This window comes from Streptomyces sp. NPDC007896, assembly GCF_042959425.1.
Lineage (GTDB): Bacteria > Actinomycetota > Actinomycetes > Streptomycetales > Streptomycetaceae > Streptomyces.
This window is the reverse complement of the sequence record NZ_JBIBKX010000001.1, coordinates 412,042-435,667: the sequence shown is the minus strand read 5'-3', so window position 1 is coordinate 435,667 and position 23,626 is coordinate 412,042. Positions and strand designations below refer to the sequence as shown.

Sequence of the window (23,626 nt, the reverse complement as noted above, 5' to 3'; positions counted from 1 at the left end):
GCCATACTCCCTGATCAGGACTTGATCAGGTCCGGCCAGGACCCGGACAAGACCGCACGCACAACGGACCAGGAACCAGCTCGTGACAACGATCACCCCGGATTCCGGGAACCACGGCTCGCCACGCCCCTCGCTTCGCTCCGGCGGGGGTGAGCCCGGTACGCTCACCGCCGTGCCACACGCTGATCAGTCCCAAACCACCCAGAAGGGCGTTCCTGTGACATATCCGGGGCCGCCGCGACCGGTCCAGAACTCCGCCACACCCCTCGCGGAGCTCGCCGATCAGCTGGGTGTCACCGCCCCGGCGCCGAACGCGGAGGTCACGGGCATCACCCATGACTCCCGCGCGGTGCGCCCCGGAGACCTCTACGCCGCGCTGCCGGGCGCCCGCCTGCACGGCGCCGACTTCGTGACACAGGCGGCCGGTCTCGGCGCGGTCGCCGTGCTGACCGACCCGACCGGCGCCGAACGCGCCGCCGCCACCGGGCTGCCGGTCCTCGTCGTCGACGACCCGCGCGGCCTGATGGGAGAGCTCGCGGCCACCATCTACGGCCATCCCGGGCGCGATCTGCTCCAGATCGGTATCACCGGCACCTCCGGCAAGACCACCACGGCCTATCTCGTCGAGGGCGGCCTGAAGACGCTCCGCTCCACCGGCCTGATCGGCACCGTGGAGATGCGCATCGGCGAGGAGCGCATCAAGTCGGAGCGCACCACCCCCGAAGCAACCGACCTCCAGGCGCTGTTCGCGGTCATGCGCGAGCGCGGCGTCGACGCGGTCGCGATGGAGGTCTCCAGCCACGCGCTGGTCCTCGGGCGGGTCGACGGCTGTGTCTTCGACATCGCGGTCTTCAACAACCTCAGCCCGGAACACATGGAGTTCCACTCCGACATGGAGGACTACTTCCGGGCCAAGGCGCAGCTGTTCACACCGCAACGCAGCAAACTCGGCGTCGTCAACCTCGACGACGAGTACGGGCGCAGGCTGGCCGAGGAGGCCACCGTCCCCGTCGTCACCTTCTCCGCCGAAGGACACCCGGACGCCGACTGGCACGCCGAGGAGGTCGAGGTCGGCCCGATGGACTCCGCGTTCGTCGCGGTCGGCCCCAAGGGCGAGCGGATCACCGCCAAGTCGCCGCTCGCGGGTCCCTTCAACGTGGCGAACACCCTCGCCGCGATCGTCGCCCTCGCCGTCGCCGGGATCGACCCGCAGACCGCCGCCGACGGCATCGCCGTCGTCCCGGGCGTGCCGGGCCGCCTGGAGCGCGTGGACGCGGGCCAGCCCTACCTCGCGGTCGTCGACTACGCCCACAAGACGGACGCCGTCGAATCGGTCCTGCGCGCACTGCGCAAGGTCACCGAAGGCAGGCTGCACATCGTGCTCGGCTGCGGCGGCGACCGTGACAGGACCAAGCGGATGCCGATGGGCGCCGCCGCGGCGCGGCTCGCCGACACCGCCGTACTGACATCGGACAACCCCCGCTCGGAGGACCCCCTCGCGATCCTCGCGACGATGCTCGCGGGCGCCGCCGAGGTGCCGGCGCACGAGCGTGGCGAGGTCCAGGTCTTCGAGGACCGGGCCGCCGCCATCGCCGCCGCCGTCGCCCGGGCGCGGCCCGGCGACACCGTGCTGGTCGCGGGCAAGGGCCACGAGCAGGGCCAGGACATCGCCGGGGTGGTACGTCCCTTCGACGACCGCCAGGTGCTTCGCGAAGCTATCCAGAAGACCCAGGGATGAACTTGTGATCGCCCTCTCTCTCGCCGAGATCGCAGCAGTCGTCGGCGGGCAGACGTACGACATACCGGATCCGGCGGTACAGGTCACCGGACCGGTCGTCAGAGACTCCCGTGAAGTGGAGCCAGGCAGCCTCTTCGTCGCCTTCGTCGGCGAGCGCGTGGACGGCCATGACTTCGCCGAGGCCGTCGTCGCGGCGGGCGCGGTCGCCGTACTGGCCTCCCGGCCCGTCGGCGTGCCCGCGATCGTCGTCGCGGACGTGCAGGCGGCCCTGGGCGCCCTCGCGCGTCACGTCGTCGAACGGCTCGGCGCGACCCTCGTGGCCCTCACCGGCTCCGCGGGCAAGACCAGCACCAAGGACCTGATCGCCCAGGTCCTGCGGAGCAAGGCGCCGACCGTCTTCACGCCCGGCTCGCTCAACAACGAGATCGGACTGCCGCTGACCGCGCTGAGCGCCACCGAGGAGACCAGGTTCCTCGTCCTGGAGATGGGCGCCCGCGGCATCGGCCACATCAGCTACCTCGCGGACCTCACGCCACCGAGGATCGGCCTCGTCCTGAACGTGGGGACCGCCCACATCGGTGAGTTCGGCGGCCGCGAACAGATTGCACAGGCGAAGGGCGAGCTCGTCGAGAGCCTCCCGTCGGCGGAAGCGGGCGGCGTCGCCGTCCTCAACGCCGACGACCCCCTCGTACGCGCCATGGCGTCCCGCACGAAGGCGCGCGTGATCCTCTTCGGAGAGTCCGGCGAAGCGGACGTACGTGCCGAGAACGTCCGTCTCACGGGCGCCGGACAGCCCGCATTCAGGCTTCACACACCCTCCGGGTGCAGCGATGTGACCATGCGCCTGTACGGTGAGCATCACGTGTCGAACGCGCTCGCCGCGGCCGCCGTCGCCCATGAGCTGGGCATGTCCGCAGACGAGATCGCCCTCGCGCTCTCCGAAGCGGGCTCCCTCTCCCGCTGGCGGATGGAGGTCACCGAGCGCCCGGACGGCGTGACGGTCGTCAACGACGCCTACAACGCGAACCCCGAGTCCATGCGAGCCGCCCTGCGCGCGCTCGCGGCAATGGGCAAAGCCTCACAGGCACAAGGGGGTCGGACGTGGGCGGTGCTCGGTCAGATGGCCGAGCTCGGGGACGAGGCGCTCGCCGAGCACGACGCGATCGGGCGGCTCGCCGTCCGACTCAACGTCAGCAAGCTCGTCGCGGTCGGGGGCAGGGAAGCTTCCTGGCTCCAACTGGGCGCATATAACGAGGGTTCGTGGGGTGAGGAGTCGGTGCACGTGTCCGACGCACAGGCGGCTGTCGACCTGTTGCGCAGCGAGTTGCGCCCGGGGGACGTCGTGCTCGTGAAGGCGTCCCGGTCGGTCGGGCTCGAACGGGTGGCGCAGGCGCTGCTCGACAGTGGTGCCGAGGGTGAGGTCGCGGCCCGATGATGAACCAGATCCTGTTCGCAGGAGTCATTGGTCTGTTCCTGACCCTGATCGGGACCCCGTTGCTGATCAAGCTGCTGGCCCGCAAGGGCTACGGGCAGTACATCCGCGACGACGGCCCGAAGGAGCACCACAGCAAGCGCGGTACTCCGACCATGGGTGGTATCGCCTTCATCCTGGCGACGATCATCGCGTACTTCCTGTCCAAGGTGATCACGGGCAAGCCGCCGACCTTCTCGGGTCTGCTGGTGCTCGGGCTGATGGCCGGCATGGGCCTGGTCGGCTTCCTGGACGACTACATCAAGATCGTCAAGCGGCGTTCGCTCGGTCTGCGGGCCAAGGCGAAGATGGCCGGTCAGCTGATCGTCGGCATCTCCTTCGCGGTCCTCGCACTGCAGTTCGCGGACAACCACGGCAACACCCCGGCCTCCACCAGGCTCTCCTTCGTGGAGGACTTCGGCTGGACCATCGGCCCGGTGCTCTTCGTGGTCTGGGCCCTGTTCATGATTCTCGCCATGTCGAACGGCGTGAACCTGACCGACGGTCTGGACGGTCTCGCCACCGGCGCCGCGACCATGGTCTTCGGCGCGTACACCTTCATCGGCGTCTGGCAGTTCCAGGAGTCCTGCGCCAACGCGCAGACCCTGACCAACCCGGCCGCCTGCTACGAGGTACGAGATCCACTCGACCTCGCGGTCGTCGCCTCCGCCCTGATGGGAGCCTGCTTCGGCTTCCTGTGGTGGAACACCTCGCCCGCCAAGATCTTCATGGGTGACACCGGTTCGCTGGCCCTCGGCGGCGCGCTCGCCGGCCTCGCGATCTGCTCCCGCACGGAGCTGCTGGTCGCGCTCCTCGGCGGCCTCTTCGTCCTGATCACCATGTCGGTCGTCATCCAGGTCGGCTCCTTCCGTCTCACCGGCAGGCGCGTCTTCCGCATGGCACCACTCCAGCACCACTTCGAACTAAAGGGGTGGTCCGAAGTCCTTGTCGTGGTCCGCTTCTGGATCATCCAGGGCATGTGCGTCATCGTGGGTCTGGGCCTCTTCTACGCAGGATGGGCAGCCAAGAAGTGACCGACTGGCAGGGCAAGCACGTCACGGTCGCCGGGCTCGGCGTCTCCGGCATCCCGGCGGCCAAGGTGCTGCACGGTCTCGGCGCCGTCGTCACGGTCGTCAACGACGGCGACGACGAGCGCTCCCGGGCGCAGGCCGCGGAGCTGGAGGCGCTCGGCATCACCGTGCGTCTCGGTGACGGCGCCACCCTGCCCGAGGGCACCGAACTCATCGTCACCGCGCCCGGCTGGAAGCCGGACAAGCCACTGTTCGCCGCGGCCGCCGCGGCGGACGTCCCGGTCTGGGGCGACGTCGAACTGGCCTGGCGGCTGAGAGGCCCCGACGCGGCCCCCTGGCTGGCCGTCACCGGCACCAACGGCAAGACCACCACCGTGCAGATGCTCGCCTCGATCCTGACGGCGGCCGGGCTGCGCACGGCCGCCGTCGGCAACATCGGGGTCTCGCTCCTTGACGCGGTCCTCGGCGAGGAGCGGTACGACGTCCTGGCGGTGGAGCTGTCGAGCTATCAGCTGCACTGGGCGCCGTCGCTGCGCGCGCACTCGGCCGTCGTACTGAACCTGGCACCGGATCACCTCGACTGGCACGGCTCCATGGAGGCGTACGCCGCCGACAAGGGCCGTATCTACGAAGGCAATCGGGTCGCCTGCGTCTACAACCTCGCCGACAAGGCCACCGAGGACCTGGTGCGAGAGGCGGACGTCGAGGAGGGCTGCCGGGCGGTCGGCTTCACCCTCGGCACCCCCGGACCGTCCCAACTCGGTGTCGTGGAAGGCATCCTGGTCGACCGCGCCTTCGTCGAGAACCGGCAGAAGAACGCCCAGGAACTCGCCGAGGTCTCCGACGTCAACCCGCCCGCCCCGCACAACATCGCCAACGCCCTTGCGGCGGCGGCCCTGGCACGTGCCTTCGGGGTGCCCGCCGCGGCCGTACGGGACGGGCTGCGGGCCTTCACGCCGGACGCCCACCGCATCGCGCACGTCGCCGACGTGGACGGCGTCGCGTACATCGACGACTCCAAGGCGACCAACACGCATGCCGCGGAAGCCTCTTTGGCGGCGTACGAGTCGATCGTGTGGATCGCGGGCGGGCTCGCCAAGGGCGCGACCTTCGACGAGCTGGTCGCCAAGTCGGCAAAGCGACTTCGGGGCGTCGTGCTCATCGGCGCGGATCGGGCTCTGATCCGTGAAGCCCTTGTGCGACACGCGCCGGAAGTACCCGTCGTCGACCTCGACCGGACCGACACTGGGGCGATGCACGCGGCGGTTCGGGAGGCGCGGGGGCTCGCCCGCGAGGGCGACACGGTGTTGCTGGCGCCGGCCTGTGCCTCCATGGACATGTTCGCCAACTACAACAAGCGCGGGGACGCGTTCGCGGAGGCGGTCCGCGAACTCGGCGCGAGCGCCTGACGGCGGGTCTCGGACGGTCCGGGCGCGCCCGGGACCCTTGGGAGGGACGCGTGACGCCATTGTGGGGACCCTCATCGCCCTGCGGGACGCCCTCCCGGGGCATGGCGGACGGAGCCGGTGATGGCCAGTAGCCGCACTGGCCGTCCCCCCGTCCAGCGTGCCCCACGGCGCCCCGCCGGACGCCCCCGGCCCCCGCGCGACAACCCCCTGCGTCTGCTCTACCTGCGCGCCCACAAGGCCTGGGACCGTCCGCTCACCGCCTACTATCTGATCTTCGGCAGCAGCCTGTTGATCACCGTGCTGGGCCTGGTGATGGTCTACTCGGCCTCGATGATCACGGCGCTGCAGCTCTCGCTGCCGGGGTCGTTCTTCTTCCGCAAACAGTTCCTCGCGGCCTCCATCGGCACCGTGCTGCTCCTGATCGCCATGCGGGTGCCGGTGAAACTGCACCGGGCGCTGGCGTATCCGATCCTGGCCGCCGCGGTCTTCCTGATGATCCTCGTGCAGGTCCCGGGGATAGGGATGGCGGTCAACGGCAACCAGAACTGGATCTCCCTCGGCGGCTCGTTCCAGATCCAGCCCAGCGAGTTCGGCAAGCTAGCGCTCGTGCTGTGGGGCGCCGACCTGCTCGCCCGCAAGCAGGACAAGGGCATGCTCACGCAGTGGAAGCACATGCTGGTGCCGCTCGTCCCGGGCACCTTCCTGCTGCTCGGGCTGATCATGCTCGGTGGCGACATGGGTACGACGATCATCCTGACCGCGATCCTGTTCGGGCTGCTGTGGATGGCCGGGGCGCCCACGCGTCTGTTCGCCGGGGTGCTGAGCGTCGCCGTGGTGCTCGGCGCCATCGCCATCAAGACCAGCCCGCATCGCCTGAACCGGCTCGCCTGCATCGGCGCCACCGACCCCGGACCGAACGACATCTGCTGGCAGGGTGTGCACGGCATCTACGCGCTCGCCTCCGGCGGAATCTTCGGTTCCGGCCTCGGCGCCAGTGTGGAAAAATGGGGCCAACTTCCCGAAGCGCACACCGACTTCATCTTCGCCATCACCGGGGAGGAACTGGGCCTCGCGGGGACGCTGTCGGTGCTCGCCCTCTTCGCGGCTCTAGGCTATGCGGGTATCCGCGTGGCCGGACGCACGGAGGACCCCTTCGTGAGGTATGCCGCGGGAGGCGTGACCACCTGGATCACGGCCCAGGCCGTGATCAACATCGGTGCGGTGCTCGGTCTGCTGCCGATCGCCGGAGTCCCGCTCCCGCTGTTCTCCTACGGAGGGTCCGCCCTGCTGCCGACCATGTTCGCCATCGGGCTGCTGATCGCCTTCGCACGCGACGAGCCCGCTGCGCGGGCGGCGCTTGCGATGCGGCAACCCCGCTTTGGCAGAAAGCGTGCTGCGGTGAGAGGCTCCGCGGGGGCCGCGGGGCCTCGGAGATGGAACACGATGCGACGGCGTGCCTCGGCGGCGCGTTCGTCCGGAGAGCGGTGAATTTCGGTGCATGTCGTACTCGCCGGCGGGGGGACCGCCGGCCACATCGAGCCCGCGCTCGCCCTCGCGGACGCCCTGCGCAGGCAGGACCCGACCGTGGGGATCACGGCCCTGGGCACGGAACGCGGACTTGAGACCCGGCTCGTACCGGAGCGGGGCTACGAACTCGCGCTGATCCCCGCCGTCCCGCTGCCCCGCAAGCCCACACCCGAGCTGATCACCGTCCCAGGGCGGCTGCGCGGCACGATCAAGGCGGCCGAGCAGGTCCTGGAGCGCACCAAGGCGGACGCGGTCGTCGGCTTCGGCGGCTATGTGGCGCTGCCCGCCTACCTCGCGGCCAAGCGCCTCGGCGTGCCGATCGTGATCCACGAGGCCAACGCCCGGCCGGGCCTCGCCAACAAGATCGGTTCCCGGTACGCGGCGCAGGTCGCCGTCTCGACCCCGGACAACAAGCTGCGCGGCGCCCGCTACATCGGCATCCCGCTGCGCCGCTCGATCGCCACCCTCGACCGGGCCGCCGTACGCCCCGAGGCGCGCGCCGCGTTCGGTCTCGACCCCTCGCTGCCGACCTTGCTGGTTTCCGGCGGCTCGCAGGGCGCACGGCGCCTCAACGAGGTCGTCCAGCAGGCGGCTCCGTACCTTCAGCAGGCCGGTATCCAGATCCTGCACGCGGTCGGCCCGAAGAACGAACTGCCGCAGGTCCACCAGATGCCGGGAATGCCCCCGTACATCCCGGTACCGTACGTGGACCGGATGGACCTCGCGTACGCCGCGGCCGACATGATGCTCTGCCGCGCGGGCGCGATGACCGTCGCCGAACTCTCCGCCGTCGGGCTGCCCGCCGCCTACGTCCCGCTGCCCATCGGCAACGGCGAACAGCGGCTGAACGCCCAGCCGGTGGTCAAGGCCGGTGGCGGCCTCCTTGTCGACGACGCGGAGCTGACGCCCCAGTGGGTGCAGCAGAACGTGCTGCCCGTGCTCGCCGACCCGCACCGGCTGTACGAGATGTCCCGCGCCGCCAGCGAGTTCGGTCGCCGGGACGCCGACGACCTGCTCGTCGGCATGGTGTACGAGGCGATCGCCTCTCGCCACCGCTAGGACCGCATGAGGGAAGGCAGGGAGCGTGGCCGGACCGACGACCGCCGAGCGCGGTGAACGGCAGAAGTTGGAGTCCGGCTCGCCCCGCCTCAGGCGGTTGCGTCGCCTTCGTGTGCTCATCATCCTTTTGATCGCGGTGGTGTTGGTGACGGCGGCCGCGCTCTGGCTGCTCTACGGCTCGCCGTGGCTGCGGGTCGAGAAGGTGTCGGTCTCCGGGGTGCGGGTCCTGACGGACCGGCAAGTGCGCGACGCGGCCGACGTGCGGGTCGGATCGCCGCTGATTTCCATCGATACCGATGCCGTTGAGGCGCGATTGCGCCGGAAATTGCCCCGAATCGACTCGGTTGATGTCGTCCGTTCCTGGCCGCACGGAATCGGGCTGAAAGTGACCGAACGCACCCCGGTGCTCATTCTCAAAAGCACCGGAAACGGCGGCAAGTACGTCGAAGTGGACGCCAAGGGCGTGCGTTTCGCGACAGTTTCTACTGCCCCGAAGGGCGTGCCCGCGCTGGAATTGGCGGTGTCCAAGGCGGCCGTTCTGCGCCGCTTCCCGGTCGACCGGCTGGTGCGCGAGGCGGTGGGGGTGGCCGGGGACATTCCGGCCGCCGTCCGTCGCGACACCCGGATCGTCAAGGTCCGTTCGTACGACTCGATCTCGCTGGAGTTGAGCGGCGGACGCAGCGTCCAGTGGGGGAGCGGCGAGAACGGCCGCGCGAAGGCCAGGACGCTCACCGCTCTCATGAAAGCAGCTCCAGGGGCCCGGCACTTCGATGTGAGTGCCCCCATCGCCCCTGCTTCATCGGGGAGTTGACGCACATCAGTGCAGGCCAGCACCCTGGTTGGGCAGCGCTACGGCTGATCACATAGGGTGAAAAGAAAAACGGGAGGTTCGGCGTGTTCGTTGAACGTGCGCCACTTGTCGACTTAGTGTCCTGTTCGGAAGAGTCCAAGGAACAGACACACTGGTAACCCTAAACTTCAGCGTTAGGGTTCGGGTCGGCGTTCGGACCGTCCCATTCGGCATCAGTCGTCGGATCGCGAGCGTGCGAGGCGACGACACGTAACTCGAGGCGAGAGGCCTTCGACGTGGCAGCACCGCAGAACTACCTCGCAGTCATCAAAGTCATCGGTGTCGGCGGCGGTGGTGTCAATGCCATCAACCGGATGATCGAGGTCGGTCTCAAGGGCGTCGAGTTCATCGCCATCAACACGGACGCGCAAGCTCTGTTGATGAGCGACGCCGACGTCAAGCTCGACGTCGGCCGCGAACTCACGCGCGGACTCGGCGCCGGAGCCAACCCGGCCGTCGGCCGCAAGGCGGCAGAGGACCACCGCGAGGAGATCGAGGAGGTCCTCAAGGGGGCCGACATGGTCTTCGTGACGGCCGGTGAAGGCGGCGGCACCGGCACCGGCGGCGCGCCCGTCGTGGCCAACATCGCCCGCTCGCTCGGCGCCCTCACCATCGGCGTGGTCACCCGCCCCTTCACCTTCGAAGGACGGCGTCGCGCCAACCAGGCCGAGGACGGCATCGCGGAACTCCGCGAAGAGGTCGACACCCTCATCGTCATCCCGAACGACCGACTGCTGTCCATCTCGGACCGCCAGGTCTCCGTCCTCGACGCCTTCAAGTCGGCGGACCAGGTCCTGCTGTCGGGTGTTCAGGGCATCACCGACCTCATCACCACGCCCGGTCTGATCAACCTCGACTTCGCCGACGTCAAGTCCGTGATGTCCGAGGCGGGTTCCGCGCTCATGGGCATCGGCTCGGCCCGCGGCGACGACCGCGCCGTGGCGGCGGCCGAGATGGCGATCTCCTCGCCGCTCCTGGAAGCCTCCATCGACGGCGCGCGCGGCGTCCTGCTCTCCATCTCCGGCGGCTCCGACCTCGGCCTTTTCGAGATCAACGAGGCCGCCCAGCTGGTCAGCGAGGCCGCGCACCCCGAGGCCAACATCATCTTCGGCGCGGTCATCGACGACGCGCTCGGCGACGAGGTGCGGGTCACCGTGATCGCCGCCGGCTTCGACGGCGGCCAGCCGCCGGCCAAGCGGGACAACATCCTCGGCTCCACCTCCGCCAAGCAGCGCGAGGAGCCCGCGCCGGTACGGGCCGCCGAGAGCCGTCCGTCCTTCGGCTCGCTCGGCAGCGTCACGCCGAAGGAGGCCCCGGAGCCCACCCCGGAGCCGGTCAACGAGGTCCCGGTCGCTCCGCCGGTCCCGCCGTCCCGCGCCTACTCGGACAGCGCGGCCGAGGAGCTGGACGTGCCGGACTTCCTGAAGTGATAGGACATCGCTCCGAAACGAGCACCGTGAGCGGCGCGCACTTCGCCTTCACCGACCGGTGGGGCGGGGTGAGCGCCGTTCCGTACGAGGAGCTCAACCTCGGCGGAGCGGTCGGCGACGATCCCGACGCCGTACGGACCAATCGTGAACTGGCCGCCAAGTCGCTCGGACTGGACCCGGCCCTGGTCGTGTGGATGAACCAGGTGCACGGGCCGGACGTGGCGGTGGTCGACGGACCGTGGCTCTCCTCGGAGATCCCGTCGGTCGACGCGATCGTGACCGCGCGGCGCGGGCTCGCCCTCGCCGTCCTCACCGCCGACTGCACGCCGGTCCTGCTGGCCGACCCGGTCGCCGGGATCGCGGCCGCCGCCCACGCGGGTCGGCCCGGCATGGTCGCCGGGGTCGTCCCCGCCGCCGTACGGGCCATGGTGGAACTCGGCGCCGAGCCCGGGCGGATCATCGCCCGCACCGGACCCGCGGTCTGCGGCCGGTGCTACGAGGTGCCGGACGAGATGCGCGCCGAAGTCGCCGCCGCCGAGCCGGCGGCGTACGCCGAGACCAGCTGGGGCACTCCCGCGGTCGATGTGACCGCCGGAGTGCACGCGCAGTTGGAACGACTCGGGGTGTGCGACCGGGCGCAGTCGCCGGTGTGCACGCTGGAGTCGGACGACCACTTCTCGTACCGACGGGACCGCACGACCGGGCGGCTCGCAGGCTATGTCTGGCTGGACTGATGGGGCATGACGGACCGTAAGGCTCAACTCGCCGGAAATCTGGCGAAAGTGGAAGAGCGCATCGCGGCGGCCTGTGTGGCCGCCGGGCGCAAGCGCGCAGAGGTGACCCTGATCGTGGTCACCAAGACCTACCCCGCCAGTGATGTGCGGGTTCTGTCGGAACTCGGTGTGCGCCACGTCGCCGAGAACCGGGACCAGGACGCGGCGCCCAAGGCGGCGGCTTGCTCGGATCTGCCCCTCTCGTGGCATTTTGTCGGTCAGTTGCAGACCAACAAGGTGCGCTCTGTGGTCGGTTATGCGGATGTGGTGCAGTCCGTGGACCGTGCCCGGCTTGTCACGGCCCTGTCGAAGGAGGCGGTGCGGGTGGAGCGCGAGGTGGGCTGCCTCATCCAGGTCGCACTGGACGCGCAGGAGAGCGGCCGGGGTGAGCGGGGAGGCGTCGGAGTCGGCGGAATCGAAGAGTTGGCCGACCTCGTCGCCGGGGCGCCCGGGCTCCGGCTCGACGGACTGATGACCGTCGCACCGCTCACCGGGGCTTACGCCGGGCGCCAACAAGCGGCGTTCGAGAGGCTGATGGATTTGTCGACTGCTATGCGCCGCACGCATCCTGCTGCGAACATGGTGTCTGCAGGGATGAGTGCGGACCTCGAGCAGGCCGTGGCGGCCGGAGCGACACATGTACGCGTCGGTACGGCGGTACTCGGAGTCCGACCCGGGCTCGGGTAACGTCGCCAAGAAGTCGGACCACAGCAGAAAATATGGTCATTACCGCCACTGGCGGGCATAACGACCTCGTGGATCGCGGGCACTTGGCACTTCGTCAGCCGATCCACCACAGAGCGGAGGACTCAGAGCATGGCCGGCGCGATGCGCAAGATGGCGGTCTACCTCGGCCTCGTGGAGGACGATGGGTACGACGGCAGGGGATTCGACCCCGATGACGAGTTCGAGCCCGAGCTCGACCCGGAGCCCGAGCGTGACCGGCGGCGGCACGAGCCGCCCCACCAGTCGCATCAGGCACACCAGTCCCAACGGGATGAATCGGTACGAATGGTGCAGCCTCCGGCACCTCGCGATCCGGTGCCGCATTCCGCTTCGCTCACTGCGGAATCCAGCCGTCCGGCGCGGATCGCGCCCGTGGCGTCCATCACACAAGAACGCGCAAGCCTGGAGAAGAACGCACCGGTGATCATGCCCAAGGTCGTGTCGGAACGAGAGCCGTACCGGATCACCACGCTTCACCCGCGGACCTACAACGAGGCCCGTACCATCGGGGAACACTTCCGTGAGGGCACCCCGGTGATCATGAATCTGACTGAGATGGATGACACAGATGCGAAGCGACTTGTCGACTTTGCGGCCGGTTTGGTGTTTGGTCTCCACGGCAGCATCGAGCGGGTGACGCAGAAGGTGTTCCTGTTGTCGCCTGCTAACGTCGATGTCACGGCGGAGGACAAGGCCCGCATCGCAGAGGGCGGGTTCTTCAACCAGAGCTGAGACGCAGGACCGGATCAAGGTACGGAAACTGGGGAGAGGGAAGCGCGGATCATGAGCGTGGTCGGGCAGGTTCTCTACATCGCGCTGACGTGTTTCCTCGTCGTGTTGATTTTCCGGTTGGTCATGGACTACGTCTTCCAGTTCGCCCGCTCATGGCAACCCGGCAAGGCGATGGTGGTCGTTCTCGAGGCCACCTACACTGTCACCGATCCACCGCTCAAGCTTCTGCGGCGGTTCATTCCGCCGCTGCGTCTCGGGGGCGTGGCGCTTGACCTGTCCTTCTTCGTACTGATGATCATCGTCTACATCCTGATCTCCGTCGTGAGGCAGCTGTGAACGATACGGTCTTGCCGAATGCCGACGACTACGTTGAGGTGAAGAGATGCCGTTGACCCCCGAGGACGTGCGGAACAAGCAGTTCACGACCGTCCGCCTCCGAGAAGGCTATGACGAGGACGAGGTCGATGCCTTCCTCGACGAGGTCGAAGCCGAACTGACGCGGCTGCTCCGCGAGAACGAGGACCTGCGCGCCAAGCTGGCGGCGGCCACGCGCGCGGCTGCGCAGAACCAGCAGCAGGGCATGCGCAAGCCGCCCGAGCAGCAGGATCAGCAGGGCCCGCCGCAGGGCATGCGAGGTCCCGGCGCCCCCGTACCCGCCGGCATATCGGGCCCGCCGCAGCAGCAGATGGGTGGCCCCATGGGTGGTCCGCCCCAGCTGCCCAGCGGTGCGCCGCAGCTGCCCGCGGGCCCCAGTGCCCAGGGCGGCCAGCAGGGCCAGGGCCCCATGGGTCAGGGTCCGATGGGCCAGGGCCCCATGGGTCAGGGCCAGATGGGCCAGGGCCCCATGGGCCAGGGTCCGATGGGTCAAGGGCAGATGGGCCAGGGTCCGATGGGCCAGGGTCCCGGCCAGCAGATGCAGCAGCAGATGCCGGGCCAGATGCAGCCCCAGATGCAGCAGCAGATGGGTGGCCCGATGGGCGGACCCATGGGTGGCCCCATGGGCGGTCACGGCCCGCAGATGCCGCAGCAGGGCCCCGGTGGCGACAGCGCCGCGCGTGTTCTCTCGCTGGCTCAGCAGACCGCCGACCAGGCGATCGCCGAGGCCCGCTCCGAGGCCAACAAGATCGTCGGCGAGGCCCGCAGCCGCGCCGAGGGTCTCGAGCGTGACGCCCGTGCCAAGGCCGACGCGCTGGAGCGGGACGCGCAGGAGAAGCACCGTGTCGCGATGGGCTCCCTGGAGTCCGCCCGCGCCACGCTGGAGCGCAAGGTCGAGGACCTGCGTGGCTTCGAGCGCGAGTACCGCACGCGTCTGAAGTCCTACCTGGAGTCGCAGCTGCGCCAGCTGGAGACGCAGGCGGACGACTCGCTCGCCCCGCCGCGTACGCCGGCCACGGCCTCCCTGCCGTCGCCCTCCGCGCCCTCGATGGCTCCGGCCGGCGCGAGTGCGCCGTCGTACGGCGGTCAGGGCATGGGCGGCGCCCCGGCACCGGCCGCGCCCTCCTACGGCGGGCAGCAGCAGATGTCGCCGGCCATGACCCAGCCGATGGCTCCGGTACGGCCCCAGGGACCGTCGCCGATGCAGCAGGCGCCCTCGCCGATGCGTGGGTTCCTCATCGACGAGGACGACAACTGACGGCCTTGAGTACGCCTTAGGCGTCGGCAGCGTTCAGGGCGGAGCCCCGGATCTTTCCGGGGCTCCGCCCTTTTGCTGTGCCCTTTTGCTGGGTTGTTTCGGGCGGGCGTGCGGTTCCCTTGGGGCATCTGTACGGGGTACGCAACGCCGAAGGCCGGGGCCCACCAAGATCTTTGGTGGGCCCCGGCCTTCGTGCTTCGGCTGCGGGTGGGTGGGGGCTGTTCAGATCGACAAAAGGGCCGGGGGCGCAGCCCCGGCCCGGGGGCGCGGGGAACCGCGCGATCGGCCCCGCCGCCGCCCGGGGCTACGCCTTGCGGAGGCGGAAGGTGAGGGACAGCCCCTCGTCGGTGAACGGAGCGCCGTAGGTGTCGTCCGCCTCGCCCTGGGCGAAGTCGGTGGCGAGGACCTCGTCGGCGATCAGCGCGGCGTGCTCGTTCAGGGCGGCGATGACGGCCGGGTCGGTGGACGTCCAGCGCAGCGCGATCCGGTCGGCCACGTCGAGGCCGCTGTTCTTGCGGGCCTCCTGGATCAGCCGGATCGCGTCACGGGCGAGGCCCGCCTGCCGCAGCTCCTCGGTGATCTCCAGGTCCAGAGCGACCGTGGCACCCGAGTCGGACGCCACCGACCACCCCTCCCGCGGGGTCTCCGTGATGATGACCTCGTCCGCGGCCAGCGTCACCGTCTCGCCGTCGACCTCGACCGAGGCGGTGCCCTCGCGCAGGGCGAGGGAGAGGGCCGCCGCGTCCGTCTCGGCGATCACCTTGGCGACCGCCTGGACGCCCTTGCCGAAGCGCTTGCCCAGCGCGCGGAAGTTCGCCTTGGCCGTGGTGTCGACCAGCGAGCCGCCCACCTCGGAGAGGGAGGCGAGGGAGGTGACGTTCAGCTCTTCGGTGATCTGCGCGTGCAGCTCCCCGTCGAGGGACTCGAAGCCGATCGCCCCGACCAGCGCGCGGGACAGCGGCTGGCGCGTCTTGACGCCCGACTCCGCGCGCGTGGCGCGGCCCAGCTCCACGAGACGCCGGACGAGGACCATCTGCCTCGACAGCTCCGGGTCGATGGCGGACAGGTCCGCCTCCGGCCACGAGGACAGGTGTACGGACTCGGGGGCGCCCGGCGTCACGGGGACGATCAGGTCCTGCCAGACCCGCTCGGTGATGAACGGGGTCAGCGGGGCCATCAGCCGCGTGACCGTCTCCACGACCTCGTGCAGGGTCCGCAGCGCGGCCTTGTCGCCCTGCCAGAAGCGGCGGCGGGACCGGCGCACGTACCAGTTCGAGAGGTCGTCGACGAACGCGGAGAGGAGCTTTCCGGCGCGCTGGGTGTCGTACGCCTCCAGCGCCTGTGTGACCTGGTCGGTGAGCGCGTGCAGCTCGGAGAGCAGCCAGCGGTCGAGGACCGGACGGTCGGCCGGGGCGGGATCGGCCTCGGAGGGGGCCCAGTCGGAGGTGCGGGCGTACAGGGCCTGGAAGGCGACCGTGTTCCAGTAGGTCAGGAGCGTCTTGCGCACCACCTCCTGGATGGTGCCGTGGCCGACGCGGCGGGCCGCCCAGGGCGAGCCGCCGGCCGCCATGAACCAGCGCACCGCGTCCGCGCCGTGCTGGTCCATCAGCGGGATCGGCTGCAGGATGTTGCCCAGGTGCTTGGACATCTTGCGGCCGTCCTCGGCGAGGATGTGGCCGAGGCACACCACGTTCTCGTACGAGGACTTGTCGAAGACCAGGGTGCCGACGGCCATCAGCGTGTAGAACCAGCCGCGGGTCTGGTCGATGGCCTCGGAGATGAACTGCGCCGGGTAGCGGCTCTCGAAGAGCTCCTTGTTCTTGTACGGGTAGCCCCACTGCGCGAACGGCATCGAACCCGAGTCGTACCAGGCGTCGATGACCTCCGGCACGCGCGTCGCCGTCCGTCCGCAGCCGTCCTGCGGGCACGCGAAGGTGACCTCGTCGATGAACGGGCGGTGCGGGTCCAGGTTCGACTGGTCGGTGCCCGTCAGCTCGGAGAGCTCGGCGCGGGAGCCGACACAGGTGAGATGGCCCTCCTCGCAGCGCCACAGCGGGAGCGGGGTGCCCCAGTAGCGACTGCGGGACAGCGCCCAGTCGACGTTGTTGTTCAGCCAGTCGCCGAAGCGGCCGTGCTTGACGGAGTCCGGGAACCAGTTGGTCTTCTCGTTCTCCTGGAGGAGACGGTCCTTGATGGCGGTGGTGCGGATGTACCAGGACGGCTGCGCGTAGTAGAGGAGCGCGGTGTGACAGCGCCAGCAGTGCGGGTAGCTGTGCTCGTACGGGATGTGCTTGAAGAGCAGACCGCGCTGCTGGAGGTCCTCGGTGAGCTTTTCGTCCGCCTTCTTGAAGAAGACACCGCCGACGAGCGGGACGCTCTCCTCGAAGGTGCCGTTCGGGCGGACGGGGTTCACCACCGGCAGTCCGTACGCCCGGCAGACCTTGAGGTCGTCCTCGCCGAAGGCGGGGGACTGGTGGACCAGACCCGTACCGTCCTCGGTCGTCACGTACTCGGCGTTGACCACGTAGTGGGCCTCGGTGGGGAACTCCACCAGCTCGAACGGACGTTGATAGGTCCAGCGCTCCATCTCGGCGCCGGTGAAGGTCTCACCGGTGGTCTCCCAGCCCTCGCCGAGCGCCTTCTCGACGAGCGGCGCGGCGACGACGAACTTCTCCTCACCGTTCGTCGCGACGACGTAGGTGACCTCGGGGTGCGCGGCGACCGCGGTGTTGGAGACCAGCGTCCACGGGGTCGTCGTCCACACCAGGAGCGCGGCCTGGCCGGCCAGCGGACCGGAGGTGAGCGGGAAACGGACGTACACGGACGGGTCGACGACCGTCTCGTAGCCCTGCGCCAGCTCGTGGTCCGACAGACCCGTCTCGTCGCGCGGGCACCACGGGGCCACGCGGTAGTCCTGGACCAGCAGACCCTTGTTGAAGATCTCCTTGAGCGACCACCACACGGACTCCACGTACTCGGGGTCCATCGTGCGGTAGGCGTCATCGAGGTCGACCCAGTAGCCCATGCGGTTCGTGAGCTCGGTGAACGCGTCGGTGTGACGGGTCACGGACTCGCGGCACTTGGCGTTGAACGCGGCGATGCCGTACGCCTCGATGTCCTGCTTGTCGGTGAAGCCGAGCTCCTTCTCCACCGCGAGCTCGACCGGGAGGCCGTGGCAGTCCCAGCCGGCCTTGCGGGCCACGTGGTAGCCGCGCATGGTGCGGAAGCGCGGGAAGACGTCCTTGAAGACGCGCGCCTCGATGTGGTGGGCGCCCGGCATGCCGTTCGCGGTGGGCGGGCCCTCGTAGAACACCCACTCGGGGCGCCCTTCGGACTGCTCAAGGCTCTTGGCGAAGATCTTCTGCTCGCGCCAGAAGTCGAGCACGGCGTGCTCGAGGGCGGGCAGGTCGACCTGGGCGGGCACCTGGCGGTACGTCGGCGTTGTCATCAGCGAGCTTCCTCCGGCGGACTTTCTGCCTTCCGTCCGGAGGGACGAGAGCCTGAGCAGCCATCTCCTGGATGCTGCGGACGCCGTGCGCGGCGCGCTCCCGCGGTACCACCCTCCTTGGCTCCCCAGTGCGTGCTGTGCACCAGTGAGCCCCCTCATTGGGGTCGCGATGCCGGTTCTACCGGCCGCTGCTCGCTCGCTGCGGCTTTCTTCCGGCGGCTCCGGGGTGATCTTCGCGTCGCGCTCGCCCCCGGGCTTCCACCGTCCCCGGGTCGCTCTTGGCTGCGTTCGCCGCTACTCGTCCCCATCCACGCTTTTCGCTGCGCCCAGTGTACGGCGCCGCGCGGACGGCGGCCGACCGGTTTTCCGGGGTACGCCGCCGGGGCCGCCCGGGGTGGTGCCGCGGCCTGCGCGGTGACCCGAACGGCGAGGCACGGGCGTCCGGATCCTGGGACGCCGGACCTGGCGGATTACCCTGCGGGGAGCTGGGCACAACGCATGCAGGTTCCTCGCGAGGGACCCGCGGGGCGGACGAAACGCTGGTGCGCCCGGTTGCCGTGGACCAGAAGTCGATTTATCGTCCCAGCACGATTTGCGCGCAAAATCACAATATGTGAAGGGGCCGCGGCCATGGTGGCGAAGAAGACCGCCGTACAGCAGTCGGCGTCCGGCAGATCCACGGGTCCGACGGCCAAGGACGTGGGTGGGAAGAAGAGCGCGTCGGTGGCGCCCGTGGCGCACGCGGCGGCCGACCCGGTGAAGACCGCCACGAAGACCGTCGCCAAGACGGCCACGAAAGCCGCTGTCGGCAAGAAGGCGGCGGCCACCAGGAAAGCGGCTGCGGGTAAGGCCGCCGGAGTCGGGAAGACGGCCGCTCCGAAGACCACCACCGGCAATGCGGCCGCTACGAAGGGAGCCACCAAGAAGACGGTCGCCAAGAAAGCGGTCTCCAAGAAAACGGTGGCCAAGGAAGTGCTGGCCAAGGAAGCCGTGGCCCGGAAGACGGTGGCCAAGAAGGCCGACGGGAAGAGCGTGGCCAGGAAGAGCACCGGCACGGCAAGGAAAAGCACCAGTACGGCGAAGAAGTCGGTCGCTTCCGCGGCCGAAGGCGCGGCCAAGGCCGCGAAGACGACGGGAGCCACGACGGTGGTTGCGAAGAAGACTCCTGGCACGGCCACGGCGGCGCAGAACCCCACCGCGGTTCCCAAGGCACGGATCGCCGCGGTGGAGCCCGGCGAGCTCGCGGTGCGCCCCGGCGAGGACCCCTGGACTCCGGAGGAGGTCGCGGAGGCGCGTGTCGAACTCCAGTCCGAGGCGTTGCGGCTGAGCACCGAGATCTCGTCGTCCGAAGAGGCGATCGCGGGCCTGATGCGCGACTCCGGCGACGGTGCGGGCGACGATCAGGCGGACACCGGCACGAAGAACATCACACGCGAGCACGAGATGGCCCTGGCGGCCAACGCGCGCGAGATGCTGGAGCAGACCGAGCGAGCGCTGGAGCGGCTCGACGCGGGCACGTACGGGCTCTGCGAGAACTGCGGCAACCCCATCGGCAAGGCGCGGATGCAGGCCTTCCCGCGGGCCACCCTGTGCGTCGAGTGCAAGCAGAAGCAGGAACGCCGCTACTGAATGACGCGGGAGGGCTCCTGCGCACGTGGGCGCCGGGGGGTGTGCCGTACCCTCGTCCTCAGTCAGGCACCTAGGTCGAGGGACTCACTCACGTGGCAGAGGCGGAGCGCATCATCGGTACGCCGGATACCCCAGGAGCGGGCGGCGCCGAGCCGGAGCAGTCCGGCGTGGAAGGGACCGGGGCCCCGGCCGAGGGGCCCAGGGGCAGGCGCAGGATCGCCGTCCTGTTCACCGTCGCCGCCCTGGCGTACGCCCTCGACCTGATCAGCAAGCTGATCGTGGTCGCGAAGCTGGAGCACCACGCGCCGATCCAGATCATCGGGGACTGGCTGAGGCTCGAGGCGATCCGCAACGCGGGAGCGGCCTTCGGCTTCGGCGAGGCGTTCACGATCATCTTCACGGTGATCGCCGCGGCCGTGATCGTGGTGATCGCGCGGCTCGCGCGCAAGCTCTACAGCCTGCCCTGGGCGATCGCGCTCGGTCTGCTGCTGGGCGGTGCGCTCGGCAACCTGACCGACCGGATCTTCCGTTCGCCCGGGATCTTCGAGGGCGCGGTCGTGGACTTCATCGCGCCCAAGCACTTCGCGGTCTTCAACCTGGCCGACTCGGCGATCGTCTGCGGCGGCATCCTGATCGTGCTGCTGTCCTTCCGCGGGCTCGACCCGGACGGCACGGTCCACAAGGACTGATCGGTCCACAAGGACTGATCGGACCGCACGGAGTGTCGTACGGGGACGTCTGGAAGGACTCCGGAAGGACGTCTGGAGGCAGGTCCACGGGCACTGCTGTTCGGGCGATGGTCCGGCGGTGTCCGAGCCGTCCGGCATACTCGACGGGTGAGCACCATTCCCGAGATCCGCAACCTGCCCGTGCCCGACGGCCTGGAGGGCGAGCGCGTCGACGCCGCCATCTCCCGCATGTTCGGCTTCTCCCGCACGAAGGCCGCCGAGCTCGCCGCGGCGGGGAAGGTCACGGTCGACGGCTCGGTGGTCGGAAAGTCCGAGCGGGTGCACGGCGGCGCCTGGCTCGAAGTGGAGATGCCGCAGGCTCCCGCCCCCGTGCAGATCGTCGCCGAGCCCGTCGAGGGCATGGAGATCGTGCACGACGACGACGACATGGTCGTGATCATCAAGCCGGTCGGTGTGGCCGCGCACCCGAGCCCCGGCTGGAGCGGTCCGACGGTGATCGGCGGCCTCGCGGCGGCCGGATACCGGATCTCGACCTCGGGTGCCGCCGAGCGGCAGGGCATCGTGCACCGGCTGGACGTCGGCACCTCCGGGCTGATGGTCGTGGCCAAGTCGGAGCGCGCGTACACCTCGCTGAAGCGGCAGTTCAAGGAACGCACGGTCGACAAGCGGTACAACGCGCTGGTCCAGGGGCACCCCGACCCGATGAGCGGCACCATCGACGCGCCCATCGGCCGGCACCCGAACCACGACTACAAGTGGGCGGTGACGGCCGAGGGCAAGCCGTCCGTCACGCACTACGACCTGATCGAGGCGTTCCGCGCGGCCAGCCTGCTCGACATCAAGCTGGAGACCGGCCGCACCCATCAGATCCGTGTCCACATGGCGGCCCACCGCCACCCCTGCGTGGGCGACCTGACCTACGGCGCGGACCCGACGATCGCCAAGCGGCTCGGCCTGACCCGGCAGTGGCTGCACGCGGTGCGGCTCGGCTTCGAGCACCCCGGGGACGGGCAGTGGGCGGAGTTCGAGAGCGACTACCCCGAGGACCTGCAGAAGGCGCTCGACAAGGTGCGTGAGGAGAGCTACGCGTGAGCGCCTCGGACGGGGCGCGGGGCGGCTCCTACGCGGTGCGGGTGGCCGAGGACGCCACGGACCGCGAGGCGTGCTTCGCGGTGCGCAAGGAGGTCTTCGTCGGCGAGCAGGGCGTCCCTGAGGACATCGAGTACGACGCGTACGACGCCGGTGCCCTGCATGTGCTGGCGATCCGCGAGGACGGGGTGCCGCTGGGCACCGGGCGGCTCCTGTACGGCCCGGAGGCCGCCGCCAAGACCGGCGGCGACCTGACGGTCGGCTCGCTCGGCCGGCTCGCCGTGACGAAGACGGCGCGCGGGCTCGGCGTCGGCGTGGCCCTCGCAGGGGCCATCGAGGACGCGGCACGCGCGCGTGGGCTCGCCGCGGTGGACCTGCACGCGCAGACGCAGGCGATGGGGTTCTACGAGCGGCTCGGGTACGTGGCGTACGGCGAGGAGTTCCTCGACGCCGGGATCGACCACCGGGCGATGCGCAAGGCTCTGTGAGACGGGGTTCGTCGCACGCGGGCTGCCGGGAGGGCATTGTCGTAGGCGCGTGGCACGCTTGAGGTCTGGCTCTTCCTTGATCGCCCAGACCTTGCCGGAGCGCTGACCGTGGATCAGTTGGCCCTGTTGTTCGTGCTGATGCTCGGGGCCGTGGTGAGCGTCCCGGTGGGGGACCGGTTCGGGCTGCCGGCGCCCGTGCTGATGACGCTCCTCGGGATCGTGCTGGCCGTGCTGGACTTCGTACCCAACGTGGACGTCCCGCCGGACCTGATCCTGCCGCTGCTGCTGCCTCCACTGCTGTACGCCTCGGTGCGACGCACCTCGTGGAGACAGTTCACCGCCAACAAACGGCCGATCTTCCTGCTCGCCGTGGCGCTGGTGTTCGTCACCACCGCGGCCGTGGCCTTCGTCGCCAGCGCCATCGTGCCGGGGCTGCCGATCGCCGCCGCCGTCGCCCTGGGCGCGCTGGTGGCGCCGCCGGACCCGGTCGCCGCGACGGCCGTCGCGGGGCAACTCGGGTTGCCCCGCCGACTGGTGTCGATCCTGGAGGGCGAGGGGCTCTTCAACGACGTGACGGCCATCGTGCTCTACCACGTCGCGATCGCCGCCGCCCTGAGCGGCACCTTCTCGCCGTGGCGGGCCGGGCTCGATCTCGTGCTGTCCGCCGTGGTCGCGGTCGCCATCGGGCTGGCGCTGGGGTGGGCGGCGAACAAGCTGATGTCGCTGCTCGGTGACGCCACGCTGCAGATCGGGATGACGCTGCTGGTGCCCTTCGCGTCGTACGTCCTGGCGGAGGAGCTGCACGGGTCGGGGGTGCTCGCCGTGCTCACCACCGCGCTGTTCCTCGCGGAGTACGCCACGGATGCCGACGACGTCCTGACGCGGCTCGCCGGGTACACGTTCTGGGACGTGGTGGACACGCTGGTCACCGGGGTCGCGTTCGGACTGATCGGGCTCGAGCTGCACAACGCGATCAGGACGGCGTCGGGGCGGTGGGGCGAGATGCTGGGCTGGGCCGCCGCGATCGTCGCCGTCGTGGTGTTCGTACGGCTGGCGTATCTGATGCCGGCGACGTGGCTGACGAAACGGCTGCATGCGAAACGGGACTACGACGAGGAGATTCCGACCTCGTGGCGGGAGACCGTGATCATGTGGTGGTCGGGGATGCGGGGGGTCGCGTCCGTGGCCCTCGCACTGGCCATTCCGCTGAAGATGGACGACGGGTCGCCGTTTCCCGACCGGGACGAGATCATCTTCATCGCGTTCGGGGTGATCATGGCGACGCTGGTGCTCCAGGGGCTCACGCTGCCGTGGCTGGTGCGCCGGCTCGGGGTGCGGGCCGACGAGGATGTCGAGAAGGCGTTCGAGAAGGAGCTGGCGGTTCGGGCGGCGAAGGCGGCGAAGCGGAGGCTCAAGGAGATCGAGGAGGTGGAGGAGCTGCCGGAGGAGTTGTCCGAGCAGCTGATTCGGCGGGCCTTCGACATCGGGACGCGGATCAGTCCGGATCTGGGGGACGAGGAGCGGAGGGAGGCGCATGAGCAGCGGGCTCGACGGGTGAAGCGGTTGCGGCGGATTCAGGGGGAGATGTTGAGTGCGGCGCGGCATGAGGTGTTGTCGGCGCGGAGTGAGCCGGGGGCGGACCCGGAGATCGTGGACCGGGTGCTGCGGCACCTGGATGTCCGTAGTTTGCGTTGAGGGTGTTCTCCCGCCCGCGCACCGCCCGTTTCCACCCCGCTGACAAGTGACGGTCGCTTGTGGGGGTGACTCGCCGTCGGCGGCTGCGGGGGAGAGGCATACGGATACTCTGCGCGGCCTGCGGCCTGCGGCCTGCGGCCTGCGGCCTGCGGCCTGCGGCCTGCGGCCTGCGGCCTGCGGCCTGCGGCCTGCGGCCTGCGGCCTGCGGG

The 23,626-nt window shown here is 69.8% G+C and carries 19 protein-coding genes; 18 read left to right on the top strand and 1 reads right to left on the bottom strand.

Annotation, left to right across the window (positions count from 1 at the left end; translation table 11 throughout):
- Positions 1-82: 82 nt before the first annotated feature.
- From ACFZDJ_RS01975 to ACFZDJ_RS01915, 13 genes are all read left to right on the top strand, one after another.
- On the top strand, positions 83-1,738 hold the full coding sequence (locus tag ACFZDJ_RS01975; RefSeq protein ID WP_384905882.1) for a UDP-N-acetylmuramoyl-L-alanyl-D-glutamate--2,6-diaminopimelate ligase: 1,656 nt from the start codon (positions 83-85) through the stop codon (positions 1,736-1,738).
- A 4-nt stretch (positions 1,739-1,742) separates the two neighbouring features.
- Positions 1,743-3,173 carry a UDP-N-acetylmuramoyl-tripeptide--D-alanyl-D-alanine ligase gene (gene murF / locus ACFZDJ_RS01970; protein ID WP_384905883.1) on the top strand — a complete coding sequence of 477 codons (1,431 nt, stop codon included), beginning with the start codon at positions 1,743-1,745 and terminating at the stop codon, positions 3,171-3,173.
- The gene (mraY, locus tag ACFZDJ_RS01965; protein ID WP_177323990.1) at positions 3,173-4,243 is read left to right on the top strand and encodes a phospho-N-acetylmuramoyl-pentapeptide-transferase; all 1,071 of its coding nucleotides are present in this window, start codon (positions 3,173-3,175) and stop codon (positions 4,241-4,243) included. Before murF ends, mraY begins: the two co-directional genes overlap by 1 nt.
- Positions 4,225-5,649: a UDP-N-acetylmuramoyl-L-alanine--D-glutamate ligase gene (murD, locus tag ACFZDJ_RS01960; protein ID WP_390928129.1), complete on the top strand. Its 1,425-nt coding sequence runs from the start codon at positions 4,225-4,227 to the stop codon at positions 5,647-5,649. The genes mraY and murD overlap by 19 nt, the downstream gene beginning before the upstream one ends.
- A 120-nt stretch (positions 5,650-5,769) precedes the next feature.
- A complete protein-coding gene (ftsW, locus tag ACFZDJ_RS01955; RefSeq protein WP_391055431.1) occupies positions 5,770-7,137 on the top strand; it encodes a putative lipid II flippase FtsW in 1,368 nt (455 codons plus the stop codon).
- A gap of 6 nt (positions 7,138-7,143) precedes the next feature.
- Positions 7,144-8,235 (top strand): undecaprenyldiphospho-muramoylpentapeptide beta-N-acetylglucosaminyltransferase, encoded by a 1,092-nt coding sequence (gene murG, locus ACFZDJ_RS01950; protein WP_101405646.1) that lies wholly within the window; start codon positions 7,144-7,146, stop codon positions 8,233-8,235.
- 25 nt (positions 8,236-8,260) lie between these two features.
- The gene (locus tag ACFZDJ_RS01945; RefSeq protein WP_391055428.1) at positions 8,261-9,046 is read left to right on the top strand and encodes an FtsQ-type POTRA domain-containing protein; all 786 of its coding nucleotides are present in this window, start codon (positions 8,261-8,263) and stop codon (positions 9,044-9,046) included.
- A gap of 275 nt (positions 9,047-9,321) precedes the next feature.
- Positions 9,322-10,515: a cell division protein FtsZ gene (gene ftsZ / locus ACFZDJ_RS01940; protein ID WP_168508189.1), complete on the top strand. Its 1,194-nt coding sequence runs from the start codon at positions 9,322-9,324 to the stop codon at positions 10,513-10,515.
- 26 nt (positions 10,516-10,541) lie between these two features.
- A complete protein-coding gene (gene pgeF, locus ACFZDJ_RS01935) occupies positions 10,542-11,249 on the top strand; it encodes a peptidoglycan editing factor PgeF (RefSeq protein WP_390928137.1) in 708 nt (235 codons plus the stop codon).
- A 6-nt stretch (positions 11,250-11,255) separates the two neighbouring features.
- On the top strand, positions 11,256-11,975 hold the full coding sequence (locus tag ACFZDJ_RS01930) for a YggS family pyridoxal phosphate-dependent enzyme (RefSeq protein WP_384905889.1): 720 nt from the start codon (positions 11,256-11,258) through the stop codon (positions 11,973-11,975).
- A gap of 129 nt (positions 11,976-12,104) precedes the next feature.
- Positions 12,105-12,746: a cell division protein SepF gene (sepF, locus tag ACFZDJ_RS01925; protein ID WP_054231485.1), complete on the top strand. Its 642-nt coding sequence runs from the start codon at positions 12,105-12,107 to the stop codon at positions 12,744-12,746.
- A gap of 51 nt (positions 12,747-12,797) precedes the next feature.
- Positions 12,798-13,082, top strand: a complete 285-nt coding sequence (locus tag ACFZDJ_RS01920) for a YggT family protein (protein ID WP_384905890.1) — start codon at positions 12,798-12,800, stop codon at positions 13,080-13,082.
- A gap of 46 nt (positions 13,083-13,128) precedes the next feature.
- Positions 13,129-14,379, top strand: coding sequence for a DivIVA domain-containing protein (locus ACFZDJ_RS01915; RefSeq protein ID WP_099923131.1), 1,251 nt, complete (start codon positions 13,129-13,131; stop codon positions 14,377-14,379).
- Between the two features lie 304 nt (positions 14,380-14,683).
- Here the strand turns inward: ACFZDJ_RS01915 and ileS are convergent, their stop codons facing one another.
- Positions 14,684-17,827, bottom strand: coding sequence for an isoleucine--tRNA ligase (gene ileS, locus ACFZDJ_RS01910; RefSeq protein ID WP_390928140.1), 3,144 nt, complete (start codon positions 17,825-17,827; stop codon positions 14,684-14,686).
- A 630-nt stretch (positions 17,828-18,457) separates the two neighbouring features.
- Between ileS and ACFZDJ_RS01905 the strand changes: the two genes are divergently transcribed.
- The 5 genes from ACFZDJ_RS01905 (at position 18,458) to ACFZDJ_RS01885 (ending at position 23,417) form a co-directional block, all read left to right on the top strand.
- On the top strand, positions 18,458-19,456 hold the full coding sequence (locus ACFZDJ_RS01905) for a TraR/DksA C4-type zinc finger protein (protein ID WP_391055425.1): 999 nt from the start codon (positions 18,458-18,460) through the stop codon (positions 19,454-19,456).
- Between the two features lie 92 nt (positions 19,457-19,548).
- Positions 19,549-20,145, top strand: a complete 597-nt coding sequence (gene lspA / locus ACFZDJ_RS01900) for a signal peptidase II (RefSeq protein WP_390928144.1) — start codon at positions 19,549-19,551, stop codon at positions 20,143-20,145.
- A 147-nt stretch (positions 20,146-20,292) separates the two neighbouring features.
- Positions 20,293-21,237 (top strand): RluA family pseudouridine synthase, encoded by a 945-nt coding sequence (locus ACFZDJ_RS01895; RefSeq protein WP_384905893.1) that lies wholly within the window; start codon positions 20,293-20,295, stop codon positions 21,235-21,237.
- Positions 21,234-21,722, top strand: a complete 489-nt coding sequence (locus tag ACFZDJ_RS01890) for a GNAT family N-acetyltransferase (RefSeq protein ID WP_391055422.1) — start codon at positions 21,234-21,236, stop codon at positions 21,720-21,722. The genes ACFZDJ_RS01895 and ACFZDJ_RS01890 overlap by 4 nt, the downstream gene beginning before the upstream one ends.
- A 108-nt stretch (positions 21,723-21,830) precedes the next feature.
- Complete coding sequence (locus ACFZDJ_RS01885; protein WP_391055420.1) at positions 21,831-23,417, top strand: Na+/H+ antiporter; 1,587 nt, start codon at positions 21,831-21,833, stop codon at positions 23,415-23,417.
- Positions 23,418-23,626 lie beyond the last annotated feature (209 nt).